We start from the raw sequence: 17813 nt of genomic DNA on the forward strand, positions 1-17813 counted from the left end.
ATGGCCACCGGAGCGAGGGATCGCATCGTCACCGCCACCATTGCGCTGGTGCGCGAGCGCGGGGTGCACGGCACCGGCGTGGCCGAGGTCCTGGAGCGCAGCGGCGCGGCGCGCGGCTCGATCTACCAGCACTTCCCCGCCGGCAAGCCGGCCCTCGTCGCCGAGGCGGTCCGGGTCGCAGGACGGCACCTGGAGGGACTCATGACCGACGGCGCCGCAGCCGCCCCTGCGGAGCCCGCCGTCGCGATGCTCGAGGCGTTGCTGGACTGGTGGGAGCGGGAGGTCCGGCGCCACGGCGGAGCGCTGGGCTGTCCGATCGCGGCCGCGGCGGTCGACGACGACCCGGTGGTGAACGCAGCCGCCCGGGCGGTGTTCGAGCGCCTGCACGAGCTGCTCTCCGAGACCACGGGCGATCCGGGCGCCGCCAGCGTGGCGATCAGCGCGGTGGAGGGCGCCATCCTGCGCTCACGGGTGGCTCGGGACCCGGAGCCCCTCGACGACGTCAGGCGCCACCTGCCGGGGCTGCTCGGGGCCTCCCCCCGCACCTAGGCCAGTGGCCTTCCAGGGGTCGGCACGGGGGGAGGTACTCCAACGTAACGGCTGCTCGGCGTCCCGCGCGACGGGCGCACCAGCACATCGTCGCCGCGCGACCTACCGCGTCTCGTCCAGATCCGTCCCGGCCCCTCAGTCGTCCAACCCGAAGAACTCGACGATGAGGTCGGTCGCGTCGATCGAGGACGTGGTCTTCCCGAGCACGGGCACCTCGAAGTCGGCACCCGGCCAGGTGTGCCCGCCGTCCTCGATCACGTAGGCCTCGAGGCGCGCGGAGTCGTCGCAGCCGCGCCACCGCTCCAGCTCCACGTCGGAGGCCACCTCGCTCGTGCGTGGCTGCGCGTCGCAGCCGTCGTGCTTCGCCCAGTCGGCCATCACGGCGTCGACCGAGCGGACGGGGAAGAGCGGGGTCTCCCCGCCGTCGAACGGGACCACCTCGTCGCCGGTGCCGTGGAAGTAGATGAACGACGTCGGAGGGGCCCCACCGCAGGCGGCCTCGTCGTAGAACGTGGCGGACACCCCGCCGTAGGCCTTGAACGGGAAGTCGCCCGAGCAGGCCATAGCGAAGACGACGGCCGACCCGTTCGACATGCCGGCCGCGTACTGCTGGTCGTCGTCGACGCACCACTCGTCGCCGAGGGACGCCGTGAGCTCGAGCCAGAACGCGGCGTCGGATCCGGGAGTGGAGGCGGGCGCCATGACGTCCCACGTGCTGGGCGTCCCGGTGGCCTGCGGCGAGACGAGGATGAAGTCCCGGTCGTCGGCGGCCGCCGGGAACGAGGCGTACGTCGCGACCTCCGCGGCGGAGCTGCCGAGGCCGTGGAAGAGGTAGACGACGGGCAGGGGACGTGAGCCGTCGTAGCCGGTCGGCACGTGCACGATGTACTGCCGCAGCGTGCTGTCGACCGGGATCCTCCGGGTCACGTCGCGCGTCGCCCCCGTGACGTCGTCGGGCACGGACCCGCAGCCGGCGGACGTCCCCGCGGAACCGGCTGTCGACGGCATGCCGGTCGGTCCCGCCTCGGGTCCTGCCGAACCGCGCGTGCAGGCGCCCAGGGCAAGGGACAGGGCGACGACCGCGACGAGAGCTCGCACGGCCCCAGTCTGCCCGGTGGCGCCTCGCCACGTGGTCGACACGGCGTCATCGACGGCACGAGCACGCCCTCGTCTCGAGTCGCGGGGGCCACGGAGGCGACCTACGGTCGCTGCATGGTCCGGCTGCGTCGCGTCTCCGCCTCGATGGACGGCTGGTCGCGGGTGCGACACGGCCGAGGCTTCCGCTACCTCGACCAGGACGGCGCCCCGCTGCAGGAGATCGACGTCGAGCGCTGCAAGCAGCTCGTGATCCCGCCCGCCTGGGAACGCGTCTGGATCTGTCCGGTGCAGAACGGCCACCTGCAGGCGGTCGGCACCGACGACGCCGGCCGACGTCAGTACCTGTACCACCCGGCGTGGCGCGAACGGCGTGACGCGGAGAAGTTCGTGCACATGGAGGGCTTCGCCGCGGCGCTGCTCGACGTCCGCGACCGTGCCCGCGACGAGGTCACCGACGAGTCGACGTTGCGCAGCGTCTCGGCGCTGGCCTTCGGACTGCTCGACCTCGGGATCTTCCGGGTGGGGTCGGACCGCTACGCCGACGAGAACGGCAGCTACGGGCTGACCACCATCGAGAAGCAGCACGTCCGACGCGCCGCCGACACGCTCGTCTTCGCCTACGTGGCCAAGAGTGGCCAGGACCTGGAGGTCTCGCTGCGCGACGAGCGGCTCATCTCGGCACTGGAGCCGCTGCGTCGCCGCCGCACCGGTGGCGACGTCCTGCTGGCGTACCGGGGCGACGACGGCTGGTCGGCGCTGGGCGCGTCGGCCGTCAACGAGTACGTGAAGGAGATGCTGGGCGAGGAGTTCTCGGCGAAGGACTTCCGCACGTGGCGCGGCACCGTGATCGCGGCGGCCGCCCTCTCCTCGTCGGACGCGTCCACGAAGACCGCTCGAAAGAAGTCCGTGGCCGCCGCCATGCGGGAGGTCTCCGAGCACCTCGGCAACACGCCGGCCGTCGCGCGGTCGTCGTACGTGGACCCGCGGGTCGTCGACCTCTTCGACGACGGGGTCGTGGTGGCCGGCGGCCACCGTCCCGTCGCTCCGGGCGAGCCGGTGAGCCGCACGCTGGAGAAGCAGGTCCTCGAGCTGCTCGGCAAGGGCTGAGGGCTACTCCGCCACGTCCTGCAGCACGCTCTCGACCGCTCGCCAGAAGGTCGGGTAGGCGAACACGGAGTTCCGCAGCGTCGCCACCGGGACCTCGGCGCGGACGGCGACCGCGAGACCCGAGACGGTCTCGCCCCCGGCCGGTCCGACCACCGTGGCACCGACGACGACGTCGCGGGCGGTGTCGACGACGATCTTGACGACGCCCTCCGCGCCAGGGCCGTGGGTGAACCCGCGCGAGCTCTGCGCGAGGTCGGTGGTGGAGACGGCCACGTCGAGACCGCGGTCGCGCGCCTGCTTCTCGGTGAGGCCGACGCCGCCGACCTCCGGGTCCGTGAAGGTCACCCGCGGGAACGACGTGTCGTAGTCGGGCAGGTCCTCCCCGAGGATCGCGCGGGCCGCGCGGTCCGCCTGGTACATCGAGACGTGGGTGAAGGCGCCCCGCCCGGCCACGTCGCCGACGACCCACACGCCGTCCGTCGCGAGCATCGCGTCGTCGACCTCGATCGACCGGGCGTGAGGATCGAGGCCGACGGTCTCCAGCCCCAGGTCGCCGATGGACGGCTTGCGCCCGGCTGCCACCAGCACCTGCTCGGCGTGGACGGTGCCCGAGGCCAGCTCGAGGGTGAACTGCGTGCCGTCGTGGGAGACCGACGTGATGCTGTCGCCCTCGCGCACGTCGATGCCGTCGCGCTCGAAGGCTCCCCGCAGCACGTCGGAGGCCTCCGGCTCCTCGGGGCCGAGGATCCGGGGGCCGACCTCGACCACCGTGACCTCGCTGCCGAAGCGTGCGAACGCCTGCGCCAGCTCGAGCCCGATCGGTCCACCGCCGATCACCACGAGGGAGCTCGGCAGGACGGTGGCCTCGAGGGCCTCGTGGTTCGTCCAGAAGGGCGTGTCGGCGAGGCCGTCGATCGGTGGCACCGCGGCCCGCGTCCCCGGGTTGAGCACGACACCGCGCCGGGCCTCGATGCGCTGCGTGCCCCCGCCGGACACGTCGACCTCGACCACGCCGGGGCCGGCCAGCCGACCGTGACCGCGGACCAGGCGCGCACCCGACTTCTCGAGCCGCTCGGCGGCCACGGTGTCGTCCCAGTCGTCGGTGGCCTGCTCACGGATGCGCCTCGCGACCACGGAGAAGTCGGGCTCGACCGTCGCGGCGCCGGCCAGCTCGACCGCGCGCCGCGTCTCCGCGATCGCGCCGGCGGCACGGATGAACATCTTCGACGGGATGCAGCCCCAGTAGGGGCACTCGCCACCCACGAGGCCGGACTCCACGGCCACGACCTCGAGCCCCTCCCCTGCCAGTCGGGCCGCCAGCGCCTCGCCACCGGGTCCGAGACCGATCACCACCACGTCGCACGTCGTCATGACGCCATCCTGCGTCATGGCACCCACCGGGGCGAGTCCCGTCAGCGAGGACCGTGGGTCTGCAGGTAGAGCACCGGCCCGTCGAGGGCGCTCCCACGGATCGCGGCGAGCGCCTTGGCCGTGTAGACCGGCTCGAGCTCCAGCCCCTGGTCGGCGGCCCAGGCGCGGGCCTCCTCGGCCTCGGGCGTGACGGCGCCGTAGGTCTCGCCGAGCCACGACGCGTCGGCCACGAGGTCGCGCGGACCGATGCGCTCCTCCACCGGAGCGCCGCGGGTCCGCAGGAGCGCAGCCGTCTGGTCGGCCAGGCGCGCGATGGTCACGGCGTCGAGGCGGAAGGCGTCGTTGACCACGATGCCCAGCACCCGCGAGCGCAGGCCCGCCATGCGCAGGCCGAGGGTGAGACCTGCGGCCGTGCCACCGGACCCGACCGCCGTCACGACGGTGGCTGGCTCGGGCAGCAGACCGGCGCGGACCTGCTCCGCGATCTCGAGCGCGGTCTCGACGTAGCCGAGGCTGCCGACCGCGGTCGATCCGCCGGCCGGGACGTAGTGCGGCAGACGCAGCCCGTCGGCGTAGCGCGCGAGCAGGAGGGGCGCCATGCGCTTCAGGCTCCGCACCGACCGGAACCGGTGGATGTCGGCACCGGAGGCGTCGAGGCGACGTGTCTGCTCGCGCACGTGGTCGTCGACCGGCTGGTCGACGAGGCCGAGCACCACGCGCAGCCCGTGCTCACGTCCGTAGAGCGCGGCGGCGAGACCCCAGTGGGTCCCGATGCCACCCACGGTGAACATCACGCCGCGACGCCGACGATGGAGCTCGGGGATGATCCACTCGAGCTTGCGGACCTTGTTGCCGCCCCACCCGCCGTCGCCGAAGCCTGCTTCGTCCTTGACCCAGAAGCCGTCGAGCTCCCGCACCGGCGTGGGGCCGGTCCCGAGGCGGACCCACGGCAGGTCGGCCTCCGGAAAGCGGCGTGCGAGGAAGGTCATCGCACGAGCGATCTCACGTCGAGCAGACCGGCTCCGTAGGTCTGGTCCTTGCCGCGGGCACCGAGGTCGCGGGCGGTGCGCTCGAGGCGCGAGGCCACCGTGGTGGCGCTCCAGCCGCGCCGGCTCATGGCCATCGCCGCAGCGGCGGCCACGTGCGGCGCCGCCATCGACGTGCCGCTGAGCGAGCAGTAGGTCGCGGCGCAGCTCATCCGGTTCTGCCGCGGGACGGTCGACCAGATGCCGCCCCCCGGTGCGGCGACGTCGACCCAGGATCCGCAGCTGCTGAAGCGCGACGCGGCCAGGGACGAGTCGACGGAGCCGACGCCGACGACCCCTGCGTAGGCGGCGGGGTACTGCGTGCGTCGGAGCAGGCCACACCCCGTGTTGCCGGCCGCGGCGACCACGAGGACGCCCTTGCGCTGGGCGTAGGCCACGGCCTGACGCACGGCGGGATCGTCGCCGGGGATGCTCAGCGAGAGGTTGATGACGTGGGGCCGGCGGTCGGCCGCACGCACGATGCCGCGCGCGACCGCGTCGCTCGTGCCGCGACCTGCCGAGTCGAGCACCCTGATCGGCAGGACGGCCGCGCGGGGCGCGAGTCCGGCCACCCCGCGACGGTTGCCCGCGACGGCGGCCACGATCCCGGCCACGTGCGTGCCGTGGCCGTTCGGGTCCGCCGCGCTGGTGCCGGGAGCGAGCACGTCGTAGCCCGCCAGCACGTTGCCCTTGAGGTCGCTGTGCGTGGCGTCGACCCCGGTGTCGACGACGGCGACGACCGCACGCCTCGTGGTCCTGGTGGCGGCACCGTTCGCTCGCGTCCAGACGGCCTCGGCCTGGAGCCGGGTCAGTCCCCACTGCCTGGGGCGGAGGGTGTCGTTCGAGGCGGTGGTGCGCACGGGCAGCGCGAGCGACACCGCGTCGACGTCGCGGTCGCGCAGGGCACGGGCCACGAGCAGCCTGGCTCGACTGCGACTGGGCACGACGGTGGTGCTGATCTCGGGGCGACCCTGTGGCCCGAGGGTCGTGGTGACCACACGCAGCGGCTGGCCGTCCGCCGCGCGGGCGACGATCCGTTCCGCCGCCCGGTCCACCGGCGCGGCGTCCGACGCGGCGACCGGAGTGATCCCGGACGCCAGCAGCCCGGCGACCGTCGTGGCGAGGACGATCACGGCGACAGGGGGACGACGACGTCGGGGCGTCACGGGCGAAGACTACCGCGTTCGCCAGCGCCGCACGCTGTAGACGAGCAGACCCCACGCCACCACGGCGGAGGCCATCAGTCCCAGGCCCGTGGCCCATCCGGCCGCGGGAAGTCGGGGCCCGAAGCCGACGCCGAGCACCTCGAACTCCGGGATGGTCGGCGACATCCACCACACGACACCGAGCGCGAAGAGCCACACCCCGCCGAGGGCGCTGAGGGTGATGCGCGGCCAGGTGGCGACGCCGAAGCGCGCCGCCTCGACGGCTCGCTCCTGCACGGGTCCCAGCGCCCGCCGCGCCCAGGCGTGCTGGCGCGAGAGCACCGTGATGCCCGCGAGGATGATCAGGAGTCCGGGGCCCGGGAGCGGCCACAGGATGATCCCCACCACGACCAGGACCCAGCCCAGCGTCTCGGTGACGACACGCTCGAGCACGCCGCGCTCACGACGCTGCTGCTTCATGGCCACAGGATGCCCTAGTCCACCCACACCGCGGTGCGGACCTCGTGCGGTCCTGGACACACCGATCCACGGTGGCCGCGGCATCGAATGGTTCTCGCGGACCCCGGATGGCGGGTCCACGCCGACCAGACCAGGATTGACCCATGAACAAGGCCGCCGCCCTGCTGTCCCTCGCCGAGGACGCCCTCGACATGTCCCTGCCCGTCCGGCTCCGGCTCTGGGACGGCAGCGAGGCCGGTCCGGCCGACGCTCCCGTCCTGGTGCTGCGCGACAAGCGCGCCGTCCGGCACGTGCTGCACTCCCCCGGCGAGCTCGGCGTCGCCCGCGCCTACGTGCAGGGCGACCTCGACCTCGAGGGCGACCTGGCCGAGGGCCTGCGCACCATGTGGGAGGCCGTGCGCGTGGCCCGCGAGGCCGACGGCAAGGCCGGTCGGCCGAAGATCAGCCTGCGCCTCAAGCTGCGCGGCGCCTACCTCGCGGTGCGCCTCGGCGCCATCGGCCGACGCCCCGCCGCACCGGCCGCCGAGTCGAACCTGACCGGCGAGCTGCACAGCCGCGAGCGCGACCGGGCGGCCATCAGCCACCACTACGACCTGTCGAACGACTTCTACGAGCTCATCCTCGACCCGCAGATGGCCTACTCCAGCGGGTTCCACGCCGATCCGACGATGTCCCTCGAGGAGGCGCAGACGGCCAAGCTCGACCTCGTCTGCCGCAAGCTCGGACTTCGACCGGGCATGCGGATGCTCGACATCGGCTCCGGCTGGGGCTCGCTCAGCCTGCACGCCGCAGCGCACTACGGCGTGCACGTCACGGGCGTGACGCTGTCGTCGGAGCAGCGCGACTACGTCATGAAGCGCGCTGCCGAGCGTGGGCTCCAGGGGCGCGTGGACGTGAGCCTGCGCCACTTCCGCGACCTCGCCGGGGCCGGCGTGGCCGACGGCACGATCGACGCCATCGCCTCCATCGAGATGGGCGAGCACGTGGGCGACGAGGAGTACGTGGTGTTCACCGAGTCGATCCAGCGCTACCTGCGCCCCGGCGGACGCGTGCTCATCCAGCAGATGTCGCGCAGCAACGACGCGCCCGGCGACCGACCCGGCGGCGGTCCGTTCATCGAGACCTACATCGCCCCCGACATGCACATGAAGCCGATCGCGAAGACCATCGGCCTCATCGCTGGCGCCGGCCTGGAGATCCGCGACGTGCAGGCCATGCGCGAGCACTACCCGCAGACCGTCGCCGGGTGGGCCGCCAACCTGGAGGAGAACTGGGCCACGGCCGTGGCCCTCGTCGGTGAGGAGACCGCCCGCGTGTGGCGCCTCTACCTGGCCGGCGGGTCGCTCGCCTTCGAGGAGAACCGCATGGGCGTCGACCAGATCCTGGCCGTGAAGCCCTCCCCCGCCGGCCGCAGCGACATGCCGGCCAGCCCCCTGGAGTGGTTGGCTTGATCGCCAACGACACCTCCCACGCGCTGGTCACGCTCGGCTTCGGGCTGCTCACGGTCGTCGTCCTCATGGCCGTCTGCATGGCCATCTCGGTGCGCATCCAGAAGCTCACCGTGGTCGACACCGCGTGGCCGCTGGGCTTCGTGGCGGTGGCCGTCGTCTCGGTCTTCGTGACCGGCTACGGCGACGGGATGCCGGGCACCCAGCTGCTGCTGCTCGTGCTCACCGCCGTGTGGGGCGTGCGGCTCGCGGTGTACCTGCACCACCGCAACAGCGGCAAGGACGAGGACCCCCGCTACGCCGAGCTGGCCGAGAAGGACGGACGCTCGTTCGGGCAGGTCGCGCTCACCCGGGTGTTCATCCCCCAGGGCATCGCGATGTTCCTGGTGGCCACGCCCGTGATGGTGGGCATGAACAACATCGGCACGATCGGCTGGCTCGGCTGGCTGGGCGCCGCCGTGTGGGCCGTCGGCCTGTTCTTCGAGGCCGTGGGCGACTGGCAGCTGGCCCGGTTCAAGAAGGATCCCGAGAACAAGGGCCAGGTCATGGACCAGGGCCTGTGGCGCTACACGCGCCACCCGAACTACTTCGGCGACGCGTGCGTGTGGACCGGCATCTGGCTCGTGGCGGCGTCGTCGTGGGCCGGTGTGGCCACGATCATCAGCCCGATCGCCATGACGATCTTCCTCACGAAGGTCACCGGCGCCTCGCTCAACGAGAAGGGCATGAAGCGCACCAAGCCCGGCTACGACGACTACGTCCGTCGCACGAGCGGATTCATCCCTCTGCCCCCGAAGAAGGCGTGACCACCGCACCGGTGCTGGTCACCGGCGTCACGGGGTTCGTCGGGGCACACCTGGCCGAGCGGCTCGTCGATCGCGGTCACCAGGTGCGCGTGCTGGTGCGCGACCCCGCTCGCCTGCCCGACGCACCCTGGGTGTCGTCGGTGGAGGTGGTGCAGGGCGACGCGGGTGACCCGCAGGTCCTGGCCCGTGCTCTGGCCGACGTCGGCGTGGCCCACTACCTGCTGCACGCGATGTCCGACGGCGACGACTACGCCGCCGCCGACCGGGTGCTCGCGAACACCTTCGCCGCCGCGGCCGCCGAGGCAGGTGTGCGGCGCATCGTCTACCTGGGTGGCCTGCTGCCGCCCGCGGACAGCGAGCTGACCGAGCACCTGGCCTCGCGCGACGAGGTCGCCCAGATCCTCCTCGGCGGCAGCGTCCCTGCGGTGGTGCTGCGCGCCGGCATGGTGATCGGCCGCGGCTCGGCGTCGTTCGACCTCATGGAGGTCGCCACCCGCCTCCTTCCCGTCGTCGTCGGGCCCACGTGGCTGAAGCACCGGATGCAGCCCGTGGGGCTCGAGGACCTGTTGCACTACCTGGTCGGCGTGACCGACCTCGAGGGCGAGGTGCGACGCAGCTTCGACGTCGGCGGACCCGACGTCGTCACGTACCGCGAGCTGCTCCAGGCCCACGCACGGGCTGCGGGCCGACGCGTGCCGTCGACGCTGCTGTTCCCCGTGCTGCTCCCCCACACGTTCAGCCTGCTCGTCGGCACCGTCGCTCCGGGCCCGAGCTCGCTCAACGCCGCACTGGTGCACAGCCTGGCGCTGGACATGGTGTGCACCGAGCGCGACCTCGACGACCTCGTGGGGCCACCACCCGGCGGGCCGACGACGGTGGAGGCAGCGCTCCACCAGGCCGCGCAGCGTCCGTAGCGCTGCGGCGGCCGTGCGCCGAGGCGCCTACTCCGAGACGAAGATGTGCGCTGCGGCGTCGGAGTCGATCTCGGCCGTCTCGCCCTGGCGGGCGACGACCACGCCGTCGTGACCGCGGGAGACGAGCACGTCGTTGCCGGGCAGCGCGCCGACGCGGCGCAGCACCGACATGACCTCGGTGTCCTTCTGCAGCTCCTCGGCGATGCGCCGGACGATGCGACGGACGGGCTCGTCGGAACGGCCGGCGGCCTTGGTGAGCGGCTCGACCCCGTGCAGGAACCGGGAGTCGTCGACGACCTCGCCGAGCTCCTCGAGCCCGGGGATGGGGTTGCCGTAGGGCGACTCGGTGGGGTGCTCGAGCAGCTCGACGAGCCGACGCTCGACCTGCTCGGACATGACGTGCTCCCAGCGGCAGGCCTCTTCGTGCACGAACTCGATCTCGAGCCCGATGACGTCGGTGAGCAGGCGCTCGGCGAGACGGTGCTTGCGCATGACGCGCGTGGCGAGGGCGCGACCCTTGTCGGACAGCTCGAGGTGGCGGTCGCCCTCGACGGTGAGCAGGCCGTCACGCTCCATGCGCGCCACGGTCTGGCTGACCGTCGGTCCGCTCTGGTGGAGCCGCTCGGCGATGCGCGCGCGCAGGGGGACGATGCCCTCCTCCTCCAGCTCGAAGACGGTGCGCAGGTACATCTCGGTGGTGTCGATCAGCTCGCTCACGCGGCCATTGTTCCATGAGGTGCAGACACCGCGTGCACGCGTGAGGATGGTGCCCGTGCCGACCTCCGTGATGTGCTTCCGATCCGACTTCCGGCTGAACGACAACCCGGCCCTGCGCGAGGCCATCGAGGCCGGTCCCGACGGCGTCGTGCCGATGTTCGTGCTGGACGACCACTACTGGGGGCCGAACGGTCGGACCCGCCTGGCCTACCTCATGGGGCTGCTGCGCGACCTCGACGATCGTGTCGGCGGACTGGTGGTGGTGCACGGCAAGCCCGAGGAGGTCGTGCCGCGGGTGGCGCGTGCCGTCGACGCGTCGAGCGTGCACGTGGCCGCCGACTACGGCCCGTACGAGTCGGGCCGCGACGAGCGCATCGAGAAGGCCTTGGCCGACGACGACGTGGCGTTCGTGCGCACCGGTTCGTCGTACGCCGTCGCGCCCGGTCGGGTGACCAAGGACGACGGCACGCCCTACCGAGTCTTCACCCCCTTCTTCCGGGCCTGGAAGGAGCACGGGTGGCGCGCTCCGGCCCCGGGCGTCCGCTCGGTGCCGTGGATCCAGGCCGACGTGCGCACCACCCAGCTGCCCGACGTCGACCCGCCCGAGGGCGTCATCTTCCCCCCGCTCGGCGAGGAGGCGGCCCGACGCCGCTGGCGCGACTGGATCGACCAGGTCGACGAGTACGACGACCTGCGCGACGTGCCCGGCCGCGACGCGACGTCCCGCATGTCGGTGCACCTGAAGTGGGGCACCATCCACCCGCGCACCATGCTCGCCGACCTGGCCGAACGGGGTGGCAAGGGAGCCGAGGCCTACGCGCGCGAGCTGGCGTTCCGCGAGTTCTACGCCGACGTCGTGCACCACCGGCCCGACACGCTCGAGGGCTACTACGACAAGCGGTTCGAGTCCATGGAGTACGACCACCCCGGCGGCGACCTGCAGCTGTGGAAGGACGGCCGCACCGGCTTCCCGATCGTCGACGCCGGCATGCGGCAGCTGCAGGCGGAGGGCTGGATGCACAACCGCGTGCGGATGATCGTGGCGAGCTTCCTGGTGAAGGACCTGCACCTGGAGTGGACCGTGGGCGCCGACCACTTCCTCGACCTGCTGGTCGACGCCGACCCCTGCTCCAACCAGCACGGGTGGCAGTGGGTGGCCGGGTGCGGGACCGACGCATCGCCGTACTTCCGCATCTTCAACCCGACGTCGCAGGGCAAGAAGTTCGACCCCGACGGCACCTACGTGCGCCGCTGGGTGCCCGAGCTGCGCGACGTGCCGGACCGGTTCGTCCACGAGCCGTGGCGCCTGGACGAGCCGCCGGCCGACTACCCCGGCCCGATGGTCGACCACGCAGAGGAGCGCAAGGAGTCGTTGCGCCGCTACGAGGCCATGCGTTCCTGATCCGGGCTACCGGCACCTGGCCTCCTGACACGACAGCGGCGGGACCGGGGTCGTCGCCCCGACCGAGCAGCGTGGTTACGGTGGTCCCGTGACCACGATCCCCCGCAGGTTCAACGGCCCGGAGCACTCAGGCAACGGCGGCTGGGTGAGCGGGCTGCTCGCCGCGCAGCAGCAGGAGCGGCACGGCAGCACGGTAGTCACGGCCACCCTGCGACAGCCGCCCCCGCTGGAGGTCCCGCTCACCTGGGAGGACCACCCCGAGGAGGTGCGACTCGTCACGGCCGGTGGCGCACTCATCGGCGAGGCGACGTCGGGGAGCTTCGAGCACGAGCCGCTCGCCGCCCCGAGCGCCGCCGAGGCCGAGCAGGGCGTCGCGTCCTACCAGGGCTTCTCGTCGCACCCCTTCGACCTGTGCTTCACGTGCGGCACCGCGCGCGAGCCCGGCGACGGCCTGCGACTCTTCACCGGTCCGGTGGGTGACGGGCGCACGGCGGGCACCTGGACGCCCGATCCCGCCGTGGCCGGCAGCGACGGCCTGCTCGACGTCCCGACCACGTGGGCGGCGCTGGACTGCCCCGGCGGCTGGGCCGCCGACTTCACCGCGCAGCCGATGGTGCTGGGCCGGATGACGGCCGAGGTGCTGCGTCGCCCCGCTGCGGGCGAGGCGCTGCTCGCGTCGGGCTTCCTTCGCGAGCGCGACGGCCGCAAGTTCCGCACCGCCACCGCCCTGCACACCGTCGACGGCGAGCTGCTGGGTCGGGCCGAGCAGGTGTGGATCGAGATCGACCTCGCCCGCTTCTCCTGACCCCGCGTCACGCCCGCGTCCGCGTTAGAGGCAGATGGCGCACCTCACCCTGGTCAGAGGTAGGTGACGCACCGAACCCCACCGTCGGCGGTAGGTCTCGCACCTCATGCGCCGTCGATGAGGTGCGAGATCTACCTCCGACGTGCCCGTTCGGTGCGCTACCTACCTCTGACGAGTCGAGCGCCCGTCGAGCCGGATGCCCGAGTCGCGCTACGGGGTGGGCTCGCGCGCGTCGTAGGCCCGGAAGCCGCGTGACCGCAGGCCGAACCAGGCCGTGGCGGCCACGCACAGCGCCCCGCCGATCGTCATCGCCCAGGCCTCCCCCGCCAGACCGGCGAGCGAGCCCATCACGAAGTCACCGAGCCGCGGGCCACCGGCGACCACGACGATGAACACGCCCTGCATGCGTCCCCGCAGCTCGTCGGGGGCCGCGGTCTGCAGGATCGTCGACCGGTAGGCGGCACTGACCATGTCGGCCGCACCGGAGCAGGCGAGCATGAGCACGCACAGCCACAGCAGGCTCGCGCCGGAGAACACCGACACGCCTGCCGCCGACACCGCGGCGCCGTAGACGCACACGGCGGCCACGACCGCGACCCCGTGCCGGTGCACGCGGCTCACCCAGCCGGACACGAGGAACGCGACCACCGCGCCGATGCCCGGAGCGGCCTGCAGGAGCCCGAGGGTCTCCGGGCCGGTCGCGAACACGGTCACGGCGAGGGCGGGGAACAGGGCACGCGGCTGGGCGAGCACCATGGCGAACAGGTCGATCACGAAGGTCATGCGCACGTTGGGGGCAGTGCGCAGGAAGCGCAGGCCCTCGACCACCGAGCGGAGGCCCGGAACCGGCTGGCGGGTGAGCGGCGGCAGCGCCGGCAGCCGGAACAGGGAGTAGAGGGCGGCCACGAAGAGCACGACGTCGACGAGGTAGGCGGCGTCGACGCCCTTCCACGCGATGAGCAGCCCACCGAGCAGCGGCCCGGCGGTGAAGGAGAGGTTGGTCGCGGCCATCCCGAGGGCGTTGGCGGCCGGGAGCAGGTCGGCCGGCAGCAGGCGCGGCAGCATGGCCGACCGCGCGGGCTGGTTGACGGCGAACAGCGCCGACTGCACGGCGACCAGACCGTAGAGGAAGCCCACGGAGTCGACGCCGGCCAGGCTGTGTGCGACGAGGGCCATCGAGCAGAGCCACAGCCCGAGGGCGGACACGAGGGCGACCCGACGCCGGTCGAAGGCGTCGGCGAGCGCACCGCCGTAGAGCCCGCCGAGCACGAGGGGCAGGAGTCCGGCCAGGCCGATGAGCCCGACGGAGAACGACGACGTGGTGAGCGAGTAGACCTCGTAGGCGATCGCGACGATCGTCATCTGCTGGCCGAACGCGGAGACGGTCTGGCCGAGCCACAGCCGTCGGTACGCCGGTGATGCGCGCAGCGGACGCACGTCGGTCAGCACCGCACCGGCCACCCCTGACAGTCTCCCCACGCAACGATCTTGGCGCATGGGTGACCGACCCTCGCTGGCAGGATCACGTCATGGCCCGACCACCGATGACGACGCAGCAGGTCCAGCAGTGGATCGTGAGCCTGCTCGTCGTCGCGGTGTCCTGCTTCCCGCTGGGAGCGCTGGCCGCCGCGGTCGCGATGCTCGCCGGCGAGCGGCACGACGCGGCGGTCGTGCTCGTGCTCGTCATGGGAGCACTCGGCTGCGCGGCCGTCTCCGCCGGCCGGCTCGTGCACCGGCTCTCGCCCGTCTCACCGTGGACCCTGCTGGGCGTGCTGCCGGCGGTGGTGACGGCAGTCTTCGCGCTCTGAGTCTCGTTGGGCTCAGGGCTGGAGCCGGGTGCGGTGCCAGCCGCCGTCCTCGTGGCGGTACAGGAGGCGGTCGTGCACGCGGTTGCGCCGGCCGTGCCAGAACTCCATGGTGGTCGGCACCAGGAGGTACCCGCCCCAGGCGGAGGGACGTCGCACCTCTGCCTCCCCCGCGCGCTCGGTCGCCTCGCGCACCTGCTCCTCGAGCGCTGCGCGGTCGGCGACCGGACGCGACTGGTGCGACGCGACCGCGCCCAGCTGGGCGCCCCGCGGTCGACTCGCGAAGTAGGCGTCACTCTCCTCCGCCGGCAACCGCTCGACCCGTCCCTCGAGGCGCACCTGGCGCTGCACGGGGTGCCAGAGCAAGGTGGCCGCGGCTCGGGGGTTCGCGGCGAGCTCCACGCCCTTGCGGGAGGAGTAGTGGGAGAAGAACGTGATGCCCCGGTGGTCGAGTCCCTTCATGAGCACCGTGCGGACCGACGGAAGACCGTCGGGCGTGGCCGTGGCGAGCGCCATCGCGTTGGGCTCGGGGACCTGCGCGTCGACGACCTCGTCGAGCCAGCGCCTCAGCAGGTCCATCGGGTCGTCCCCGGCCGTGTCCTCGTCGAGCCCCGCGTTCTCGTACTCGCTGCGCATGGCCGCGAGTCGTGCCGCGTCGAGGGAACCGGACATGACCACCACGGTAGTGCGGCGCAGGCCCACCGGCAGGACGCGCCGCACACCAGACCTGCGGTCCAGGGCACAATGCAGCCATGGCTGAAGACGTGAAGGTTCACCACGGGCTCGAGGGCGTCATCGCGTTCGAGAGCGACATCGCCGAGCCCGACAAGGAAGGGTCCGCGCTGCGCTACCGCGGCGTCGACATCGACGACCTCGTCGGCCGCGTCCCGTTCGAGAAGATCTGGGGCCTGCTGGTCGACGGCCACTACGAGCCCGGCCTGCCGCCCGCCGAGCCGTTCCCCATCCCCGTGCACTCCGGCGACATCCGCGCCGACGTGCAGAGCGCCATCGCCCTCACCGCCCCGGCGTGGGGCCTGCGCCAGCTCTACGACATCGAGACCCCCGAGCAGGTCCGCGAGGACCTCTCCCGCACGGCCGTGATGATCCTGTCGTACGTGGCGCAGGCCGCCCGCGGCGTCGGCAAGCCGATGGTGCCCCAGGCTGTCATCGACGAGCAGGCCACCATCGTCGAGCGGATGCTGATGCGCTGGCGCGGCGAGGTGAACCCCGACCACGCGAAGGCCATCGACGCCTACCTGGTCTCGGCCGCCGAGCACGGCATGAACGCCTCCACCTTCACCGCGCGCGTCATCGCCTCCACCGGCGCCGACGTGGCCGCCGCGCTCTCCGGTGCCGTGGGCGCCATGTCGGGCCCGCTGCACGGCGGAGCACCGTCGCGCGTGCTGCACATGATCGAGCAGGTCGAGAAGTCCGGCGACGCCGAGGGCTACGTGAAGAACCTGCTCGACTCCGGCGAGCGCCTCATGGGCTTCGGCCACCGCGTCTACCGCGCCGAGGACCCCCGCGCCCGCACGCTGCGCCGCACCGCCAAGGAGCTCAACGCGCCTCGCGCCGAGGTGGCCGAGGCGCTCGAGCAGGCTGCCCTCGCCGAGCTGCGTGCACGCCGACCCGACCGCGTCCTCGAGACCAACGTGGAGTTCTGGGCCGCGATCGTGCTCGACTTCGCCGAGGTCCCGCCGAACATGTTCACGGCCATGTTCACGTCGGCACGCACGGCCGGCTGGAGCGCCCACATCCTGGAGCAGTACAACAAGGGCCGCCTCATCCGGCCCTCCTCGATCTACACCGGCCCGGACCCCCGACGCGCCGACGAGGTCGAGGGCTGGGACCCCAGCTGGGGCGCCTGAGCGGTCGGCGTGCGTGTCGCCGGCACGCACCTACCGTGGAGGCATGACTGTTCGCGACATCTCCCTGAACGACGGAACCACCATCCCCCAGCTGGGGTTCGGGGTGTTCCAGATCGACCCCGCCGAGACGCAGGCGGCCGTCGAGAAGGCCCTCGAGGTCGGCTACCGCCACATCGACACCGCCAGGATCTACGGCAACGAGGAGGGCGTCGGCGCCGCGCTCAAGGCCACGGGGCTCGCCGACGAGGTCTTCGTGACCACCAAGCTGTGGAACGACGACCAGGGCCACGAGTCCACGCTGCGCGCCTTCGACACCAGCATGGGCAAGCTCGGGCTCGACGTCCTCGACCTCTACCTCATCCACTGGCCCACCCCGGCCCACGACACCTACGTCGACACCTGGAAGGCGTTCGAGCAGATCAAGGCCGACGGCCGTGTGCGCTCGATCGGTGTCTCCAACTTCCGTGTGCAGGACCTGCAGCGCCTCGCCGACGAGGGTCTCACCACCCCCTCGGTCAACCAGGTCGAGCTGCACCCGGCACTCACCCAGGACGTGCTGCGGGCGTACCACGCCGAGCACGGCATCGTCACCGAGGCGTGGAGCCCGCTCGCCCAGGGCAAGGTGCTCGACGAGGCCTCGATCGTCGAGATCGCCGAGGCCCACGACGCCACGCCGGGCCAGGTCGTGCTCGCCTGGCAGCTGGCGCTCGACAACGTCGTGTTCCCGAAGTCGGTCACGCCACAGCGCATCGCCGACAACTTCGCGGCCAGCGAGGTCACCCTCACCGACGAGGAACTGCAGCGCATCAGCACCCTGAACCGCGACGAGCGCACCGGCCCCGACCCCTCCGAGTTCAACTGACGCGCACCGCGTGCGCACGCGACGAGACCCTGGCCATCCCCCCGAACGGCCAGGGTCTCGTCGTGTGTGATGGACCATCCCCCCGAGATGCTCCACCGTCCGGCCCGTCCCCCGACAGACCGGAAGTCTCAGTGCGTCATGCGGTCGCCACCGTGGTGAGGGGCTGGATGCCGTCGGTGCCGAGCGGCTGGATGCCGTCGGTGTCGAGCGGCTGGATGCCCTGGGTGACGAGCGGCTGGATCCCGGCCTGGGGCGCTGCCTGCGCCGTGGTCGGCACGAGCACGAGCGCCGCGGCGGCGGCGAGCACGGCGACGCTCGAGGCGAGCACCCTGCGCGTGCGGATCGTCATCACTCCGGAGTCCTTTCGTTCGTCCCCTTGGTCACAGGAGACTACACGGAACTAGTTCTTTA

The 17813-nt window shown here is 72.4% G+C and carries 19 protein-coding genes; 10 read left to right on the forward strand and 9 right to left on the reverse strand.

The annotated features are described in order from the left end of the window. Positions 1-549 carry a TetR/AcrR family transcriptional regulator gene (locus NUV38_RS12890; protein WP_257729507.1) on the forward strand — a complete coding sequence of 183 codons (549 nt, stop codon included), beginning with the start codon at positions 1-3 and terminating at the stop codon, positions 547-549. A 135-nt stretch (positions 550-684) separates the two neighbouring features. Here the strand turns inward: NUV38_RS12890 and NUV38_RS12895 are convergent, their stop codons facing one another. Continuing rightward, a complete protein-coding gene (locus NUV38_RS12895) occupies positions 685-1647 on the reverse strand; it encodes a PHB depolymerase family esterase (RefSeq protein WP_257729508.1) in 963 nt (320 codons plus the stop codon). A 114-nt stretch (positions 1648-1761) separates the two neighbouring features. On the opposite strand from NUV38_RS12895, the gene NUV38_RS12900 reads away from it, so the two are divergent. Further along, positions 1762-2754 carry a DNA topoisomerase IB gene (locus tag NUV38_RS12900; protein WP_257729509.1) on the forward strand — a complete coding sequence of 331 codons (993 nt, stop codon included), beginning with the start codon at positions 1762-1764 and terminating at the stop codon, positions 2752-2754. Positions 2755-2757: 3 nt separating this feature from the next. On the opposite strand, the gene NUV38_RS12905 is transcribed toward NUV38_RS12900, so the two are convergent. From NUV38_RS12905 to NUV38_RS12920, 4 genes are read right to left on the reverse strand one after another with little or no spacing between them, the layout of a single operon-like run. Beyond that, positions 2758-4125, reverse strand: coding sequence for an NAD(P)/FAD-dependent oxidoreductase (locus NUV38_RS12905; protein ID WP_257729510.1), 1368 nt, complete (start codon positions 4123-4125; stop codon positions 2758-2760). Positions 4126-4166: 41 nt separating this feature from the next. Then, complete coding sequence (locus NUV38_RS12910) at positions 4167-5114, reverse strand: 1-aminocyclopropane-1-carboxylate deaminase/D-cysteine desulfhydrase (RefSeq protein WP_257729511.1); 948 nt, start codon at positions 5112-5114, stop codon at positions 4167-4169. Beyond that, a complete protein-coding gene (locus NUV38_RS12915) occupies positions 5111-6316 on the reverse strand; it encodes a S8 family serine peptidase (RefSeq protein ID WP_257729512.1) in 1206 nt (401 codons plus the stop codon). The genes NUV38_RS12910 and NUV38_RS12915 overlap by 4 nt, the downstream gene beginning before the upstream one ends. Positions 6317-6325: 9 nt before the next feature. After that, the gene (locus NUV38_RS12920; protein WP_257729513.1) at positions 6326-6775 is read right to left on the reverse strand and encodes a PGPGW domain-containing protein; all 450 of its coding nucleotides are present in this window, start codon (positions 6773-6775) and stop codon (positions 6326-6328) included. A gap of 143 nt (positions 6776-6918) precedes the next feature. Between NUV38_RS12920 and NUV38_RS12925 the strand changes: the two genes are divergently transcribed. Genes NUV38_RS12925 through NUV38_RS12935 form a run of 3 tightly spaced genes read left to right on the forward strand, consistent with a single transcriptional unit; the run spans position 6919 to position 9943 of the window. Then, a complete protein-coding gene (locus NUV38_RS12925; protein WP_257729514.1) occupies positions 6919-8226 on the forward strand; it encodes a cyclopropane-fatty-acyl-phospholipid synthase family protein in 1308 nt (435 codons plus the stop codon). Continuing rightward, the gene (locus NUV38_RS12930; RefSeq protein WP_257729515.1) at positions 8223-9029 is read left to right on the forward strand and encodes a DUF1295 domain-containing protein; all 807 of its coding nucleotides are present in this window, start codon (positions 8223-8225) and stop codon (positions 9027-9029) included. The genes NUV38_RS12925 and NUV38_RS12930 overlap by 4 nt, the downstream gene beginning before the upstream one ends. Then, on the forward strand, positions 9026-9943 hold the full coding sequence (locus NUV38_RS12935) for an NAD(P)H-binding protein (protein WP_257729516.1): 918 nt from the start codon (positions 9026-9028) through the stop codon (positions 9941-9943). The genes NUV38_RS12930 and NUV38_RS12935 overlap by 4 nt, the downstream gene beginning before the upstream one ends. Positions 9944-9970: 27 nt before the next feature. Here the strand turns inward: NUV38_RS12935 and NUV38_RS12940 are convergent, their stop codons facing one another. Then, positions 9971-10660, reverse strand: a complete 690-nt coding sequence (locus tag NUV38_RS12940) for a metal-dependent transcriptional regulator (RefSeq protein ID WP_257729517.1) — start codon at positions 10658-10660, stop codon at positions 9971-9973. A gap of 46 nt (positions 10661-10706) precedes the next feature. Here NUV38_RS12940 and NUV38_RS12945 point away from each other — a divergent pair, with 46 nt between their 5' ends. Together NUV38_RS12945 and NUV38_RS12950 are read left to right on the forward strand one after the other, a co-directional pair. After that, the gene (locus NUV38_RS12945; RefSeq protein WP_257729546.1) at positions 10707-12062 is read left to right on the forward strand and encodes a deoxyribodipyrimidine photo-lyase; all 1356 of its coding nucleotides are present in this window, start codon (positions 10707-10709) and stop codon (positions 12060-12062) included. 88 nt (positions 12063-12150) lie between these two features. Next, positions 12151-12867 (forward strand): hypothetical protein, encoded by a 717-nt coding sequence (locus NUV38_RS12950; RefSeq protein ID WP_257729518.1) that lies wholly within the window; start codon positions 12151-12153, stop codon positions 12865-12867. Between the two features lie 210 nt (positions 12868-13077). On the opposite strand, the gene NUV38_RS12955 is transcribed toward NUV38_RS12950, so the two are convergent. Further along, complete coding sequence (locus NUV38_RS12955; RefSeq protein ID WP_257729519.1) at positions 13078-14346, reverse strand: MFS transporter; 1269 nt, start codon at positions 14344-14346, stop codon at positions 13078-13080. Positions 14347-14396: 50 nt separating this feature from the next. On the opposite strand from NUV38_RS12955, the gene NUV38_RS12960 reads away from it, so the two are divergent. Further along, the gene (locus tag NUV38_RS12960) at positions 14397-14675 is read left to right on the forward strand and encodes a hypothetical protein (protein ID WP_257729520.1); all 279 of its coding nucleotides are present in this window, start codon (positions 14397-14399) and stop codon (positions 14673-14675) included. A 12-nt stretch (positions 14676-14687) separates the two neighbouring features. Here NUV38_RS12960 and pdxH read toward each other — a convergent pair whose 3' ends face one another. Then, the gene (gene pdxH / locus NUV38_RS12965; RefSeq protein WP_257729521.1) at positions 14688-15344 is read right to left on the reverse strand and encodes a pyridoxamine 5'-phosphate oxidase; all 657 of its coding nucleotides are present in this window, start codon (positions 15342-15344) and stop codon (positions 14688-14690) included. A gap of 80 nt (positions 15345-15424) precedes the next feature. Between pdxH and NUV38_RS12970 the strand changes: the two genes are divergently transcribed. Together NUV38_RS12970 and NUV38_RS12975 are read left to right on the forward strand one after the other, a co-directional pair. Further along, positions 15425-16540 (forward strand): citrate synthase 2, encoded by a 1116-nt coding sequence (locus NUV38_RS12970; protein WP_257729522.1) that lies wholly within the window; start codon positions 15425-15427, stop codon positions 16538-16540. A gap of 43 nt (positions 16541-16583) precedes the next feature. Then, a complete protein-coding gene (locus tag NUV38_RS12975) occupies positions 16584-17402 on the forward strand; it encodes an aldo/keto reductase (protein WP_257729523.1) in 819 nt (272 codons plus the stop codon). A gap of 136 nt (positions 17403-17538) precedes the next feature. Here the strand turns inward: NUV38_RS12975 and NUV38_RS12980 are convergent, their stop codons facing one another. Next, complete coding sequence (locus NUV38_RS12980; protein ID WP_257729524.1) at positions 17539-17751, reverse strand: hypothetical protein; 213 nt, start codon at positions 17749-17751, stop codon at positions 17539-17541. Positions 17752-17813 lie beyond the last annotated feature (62 nt).

The organism is Aeromicrobium sp. 50.2.37 (assembly GCF_024655735.1).
Taxonomy (GTDB): domain Bacteria; phylum Actinomycetota; class Actinomycetes; order Propionibacteriales; family Nocardioidaceae; genus Aeromicrobium.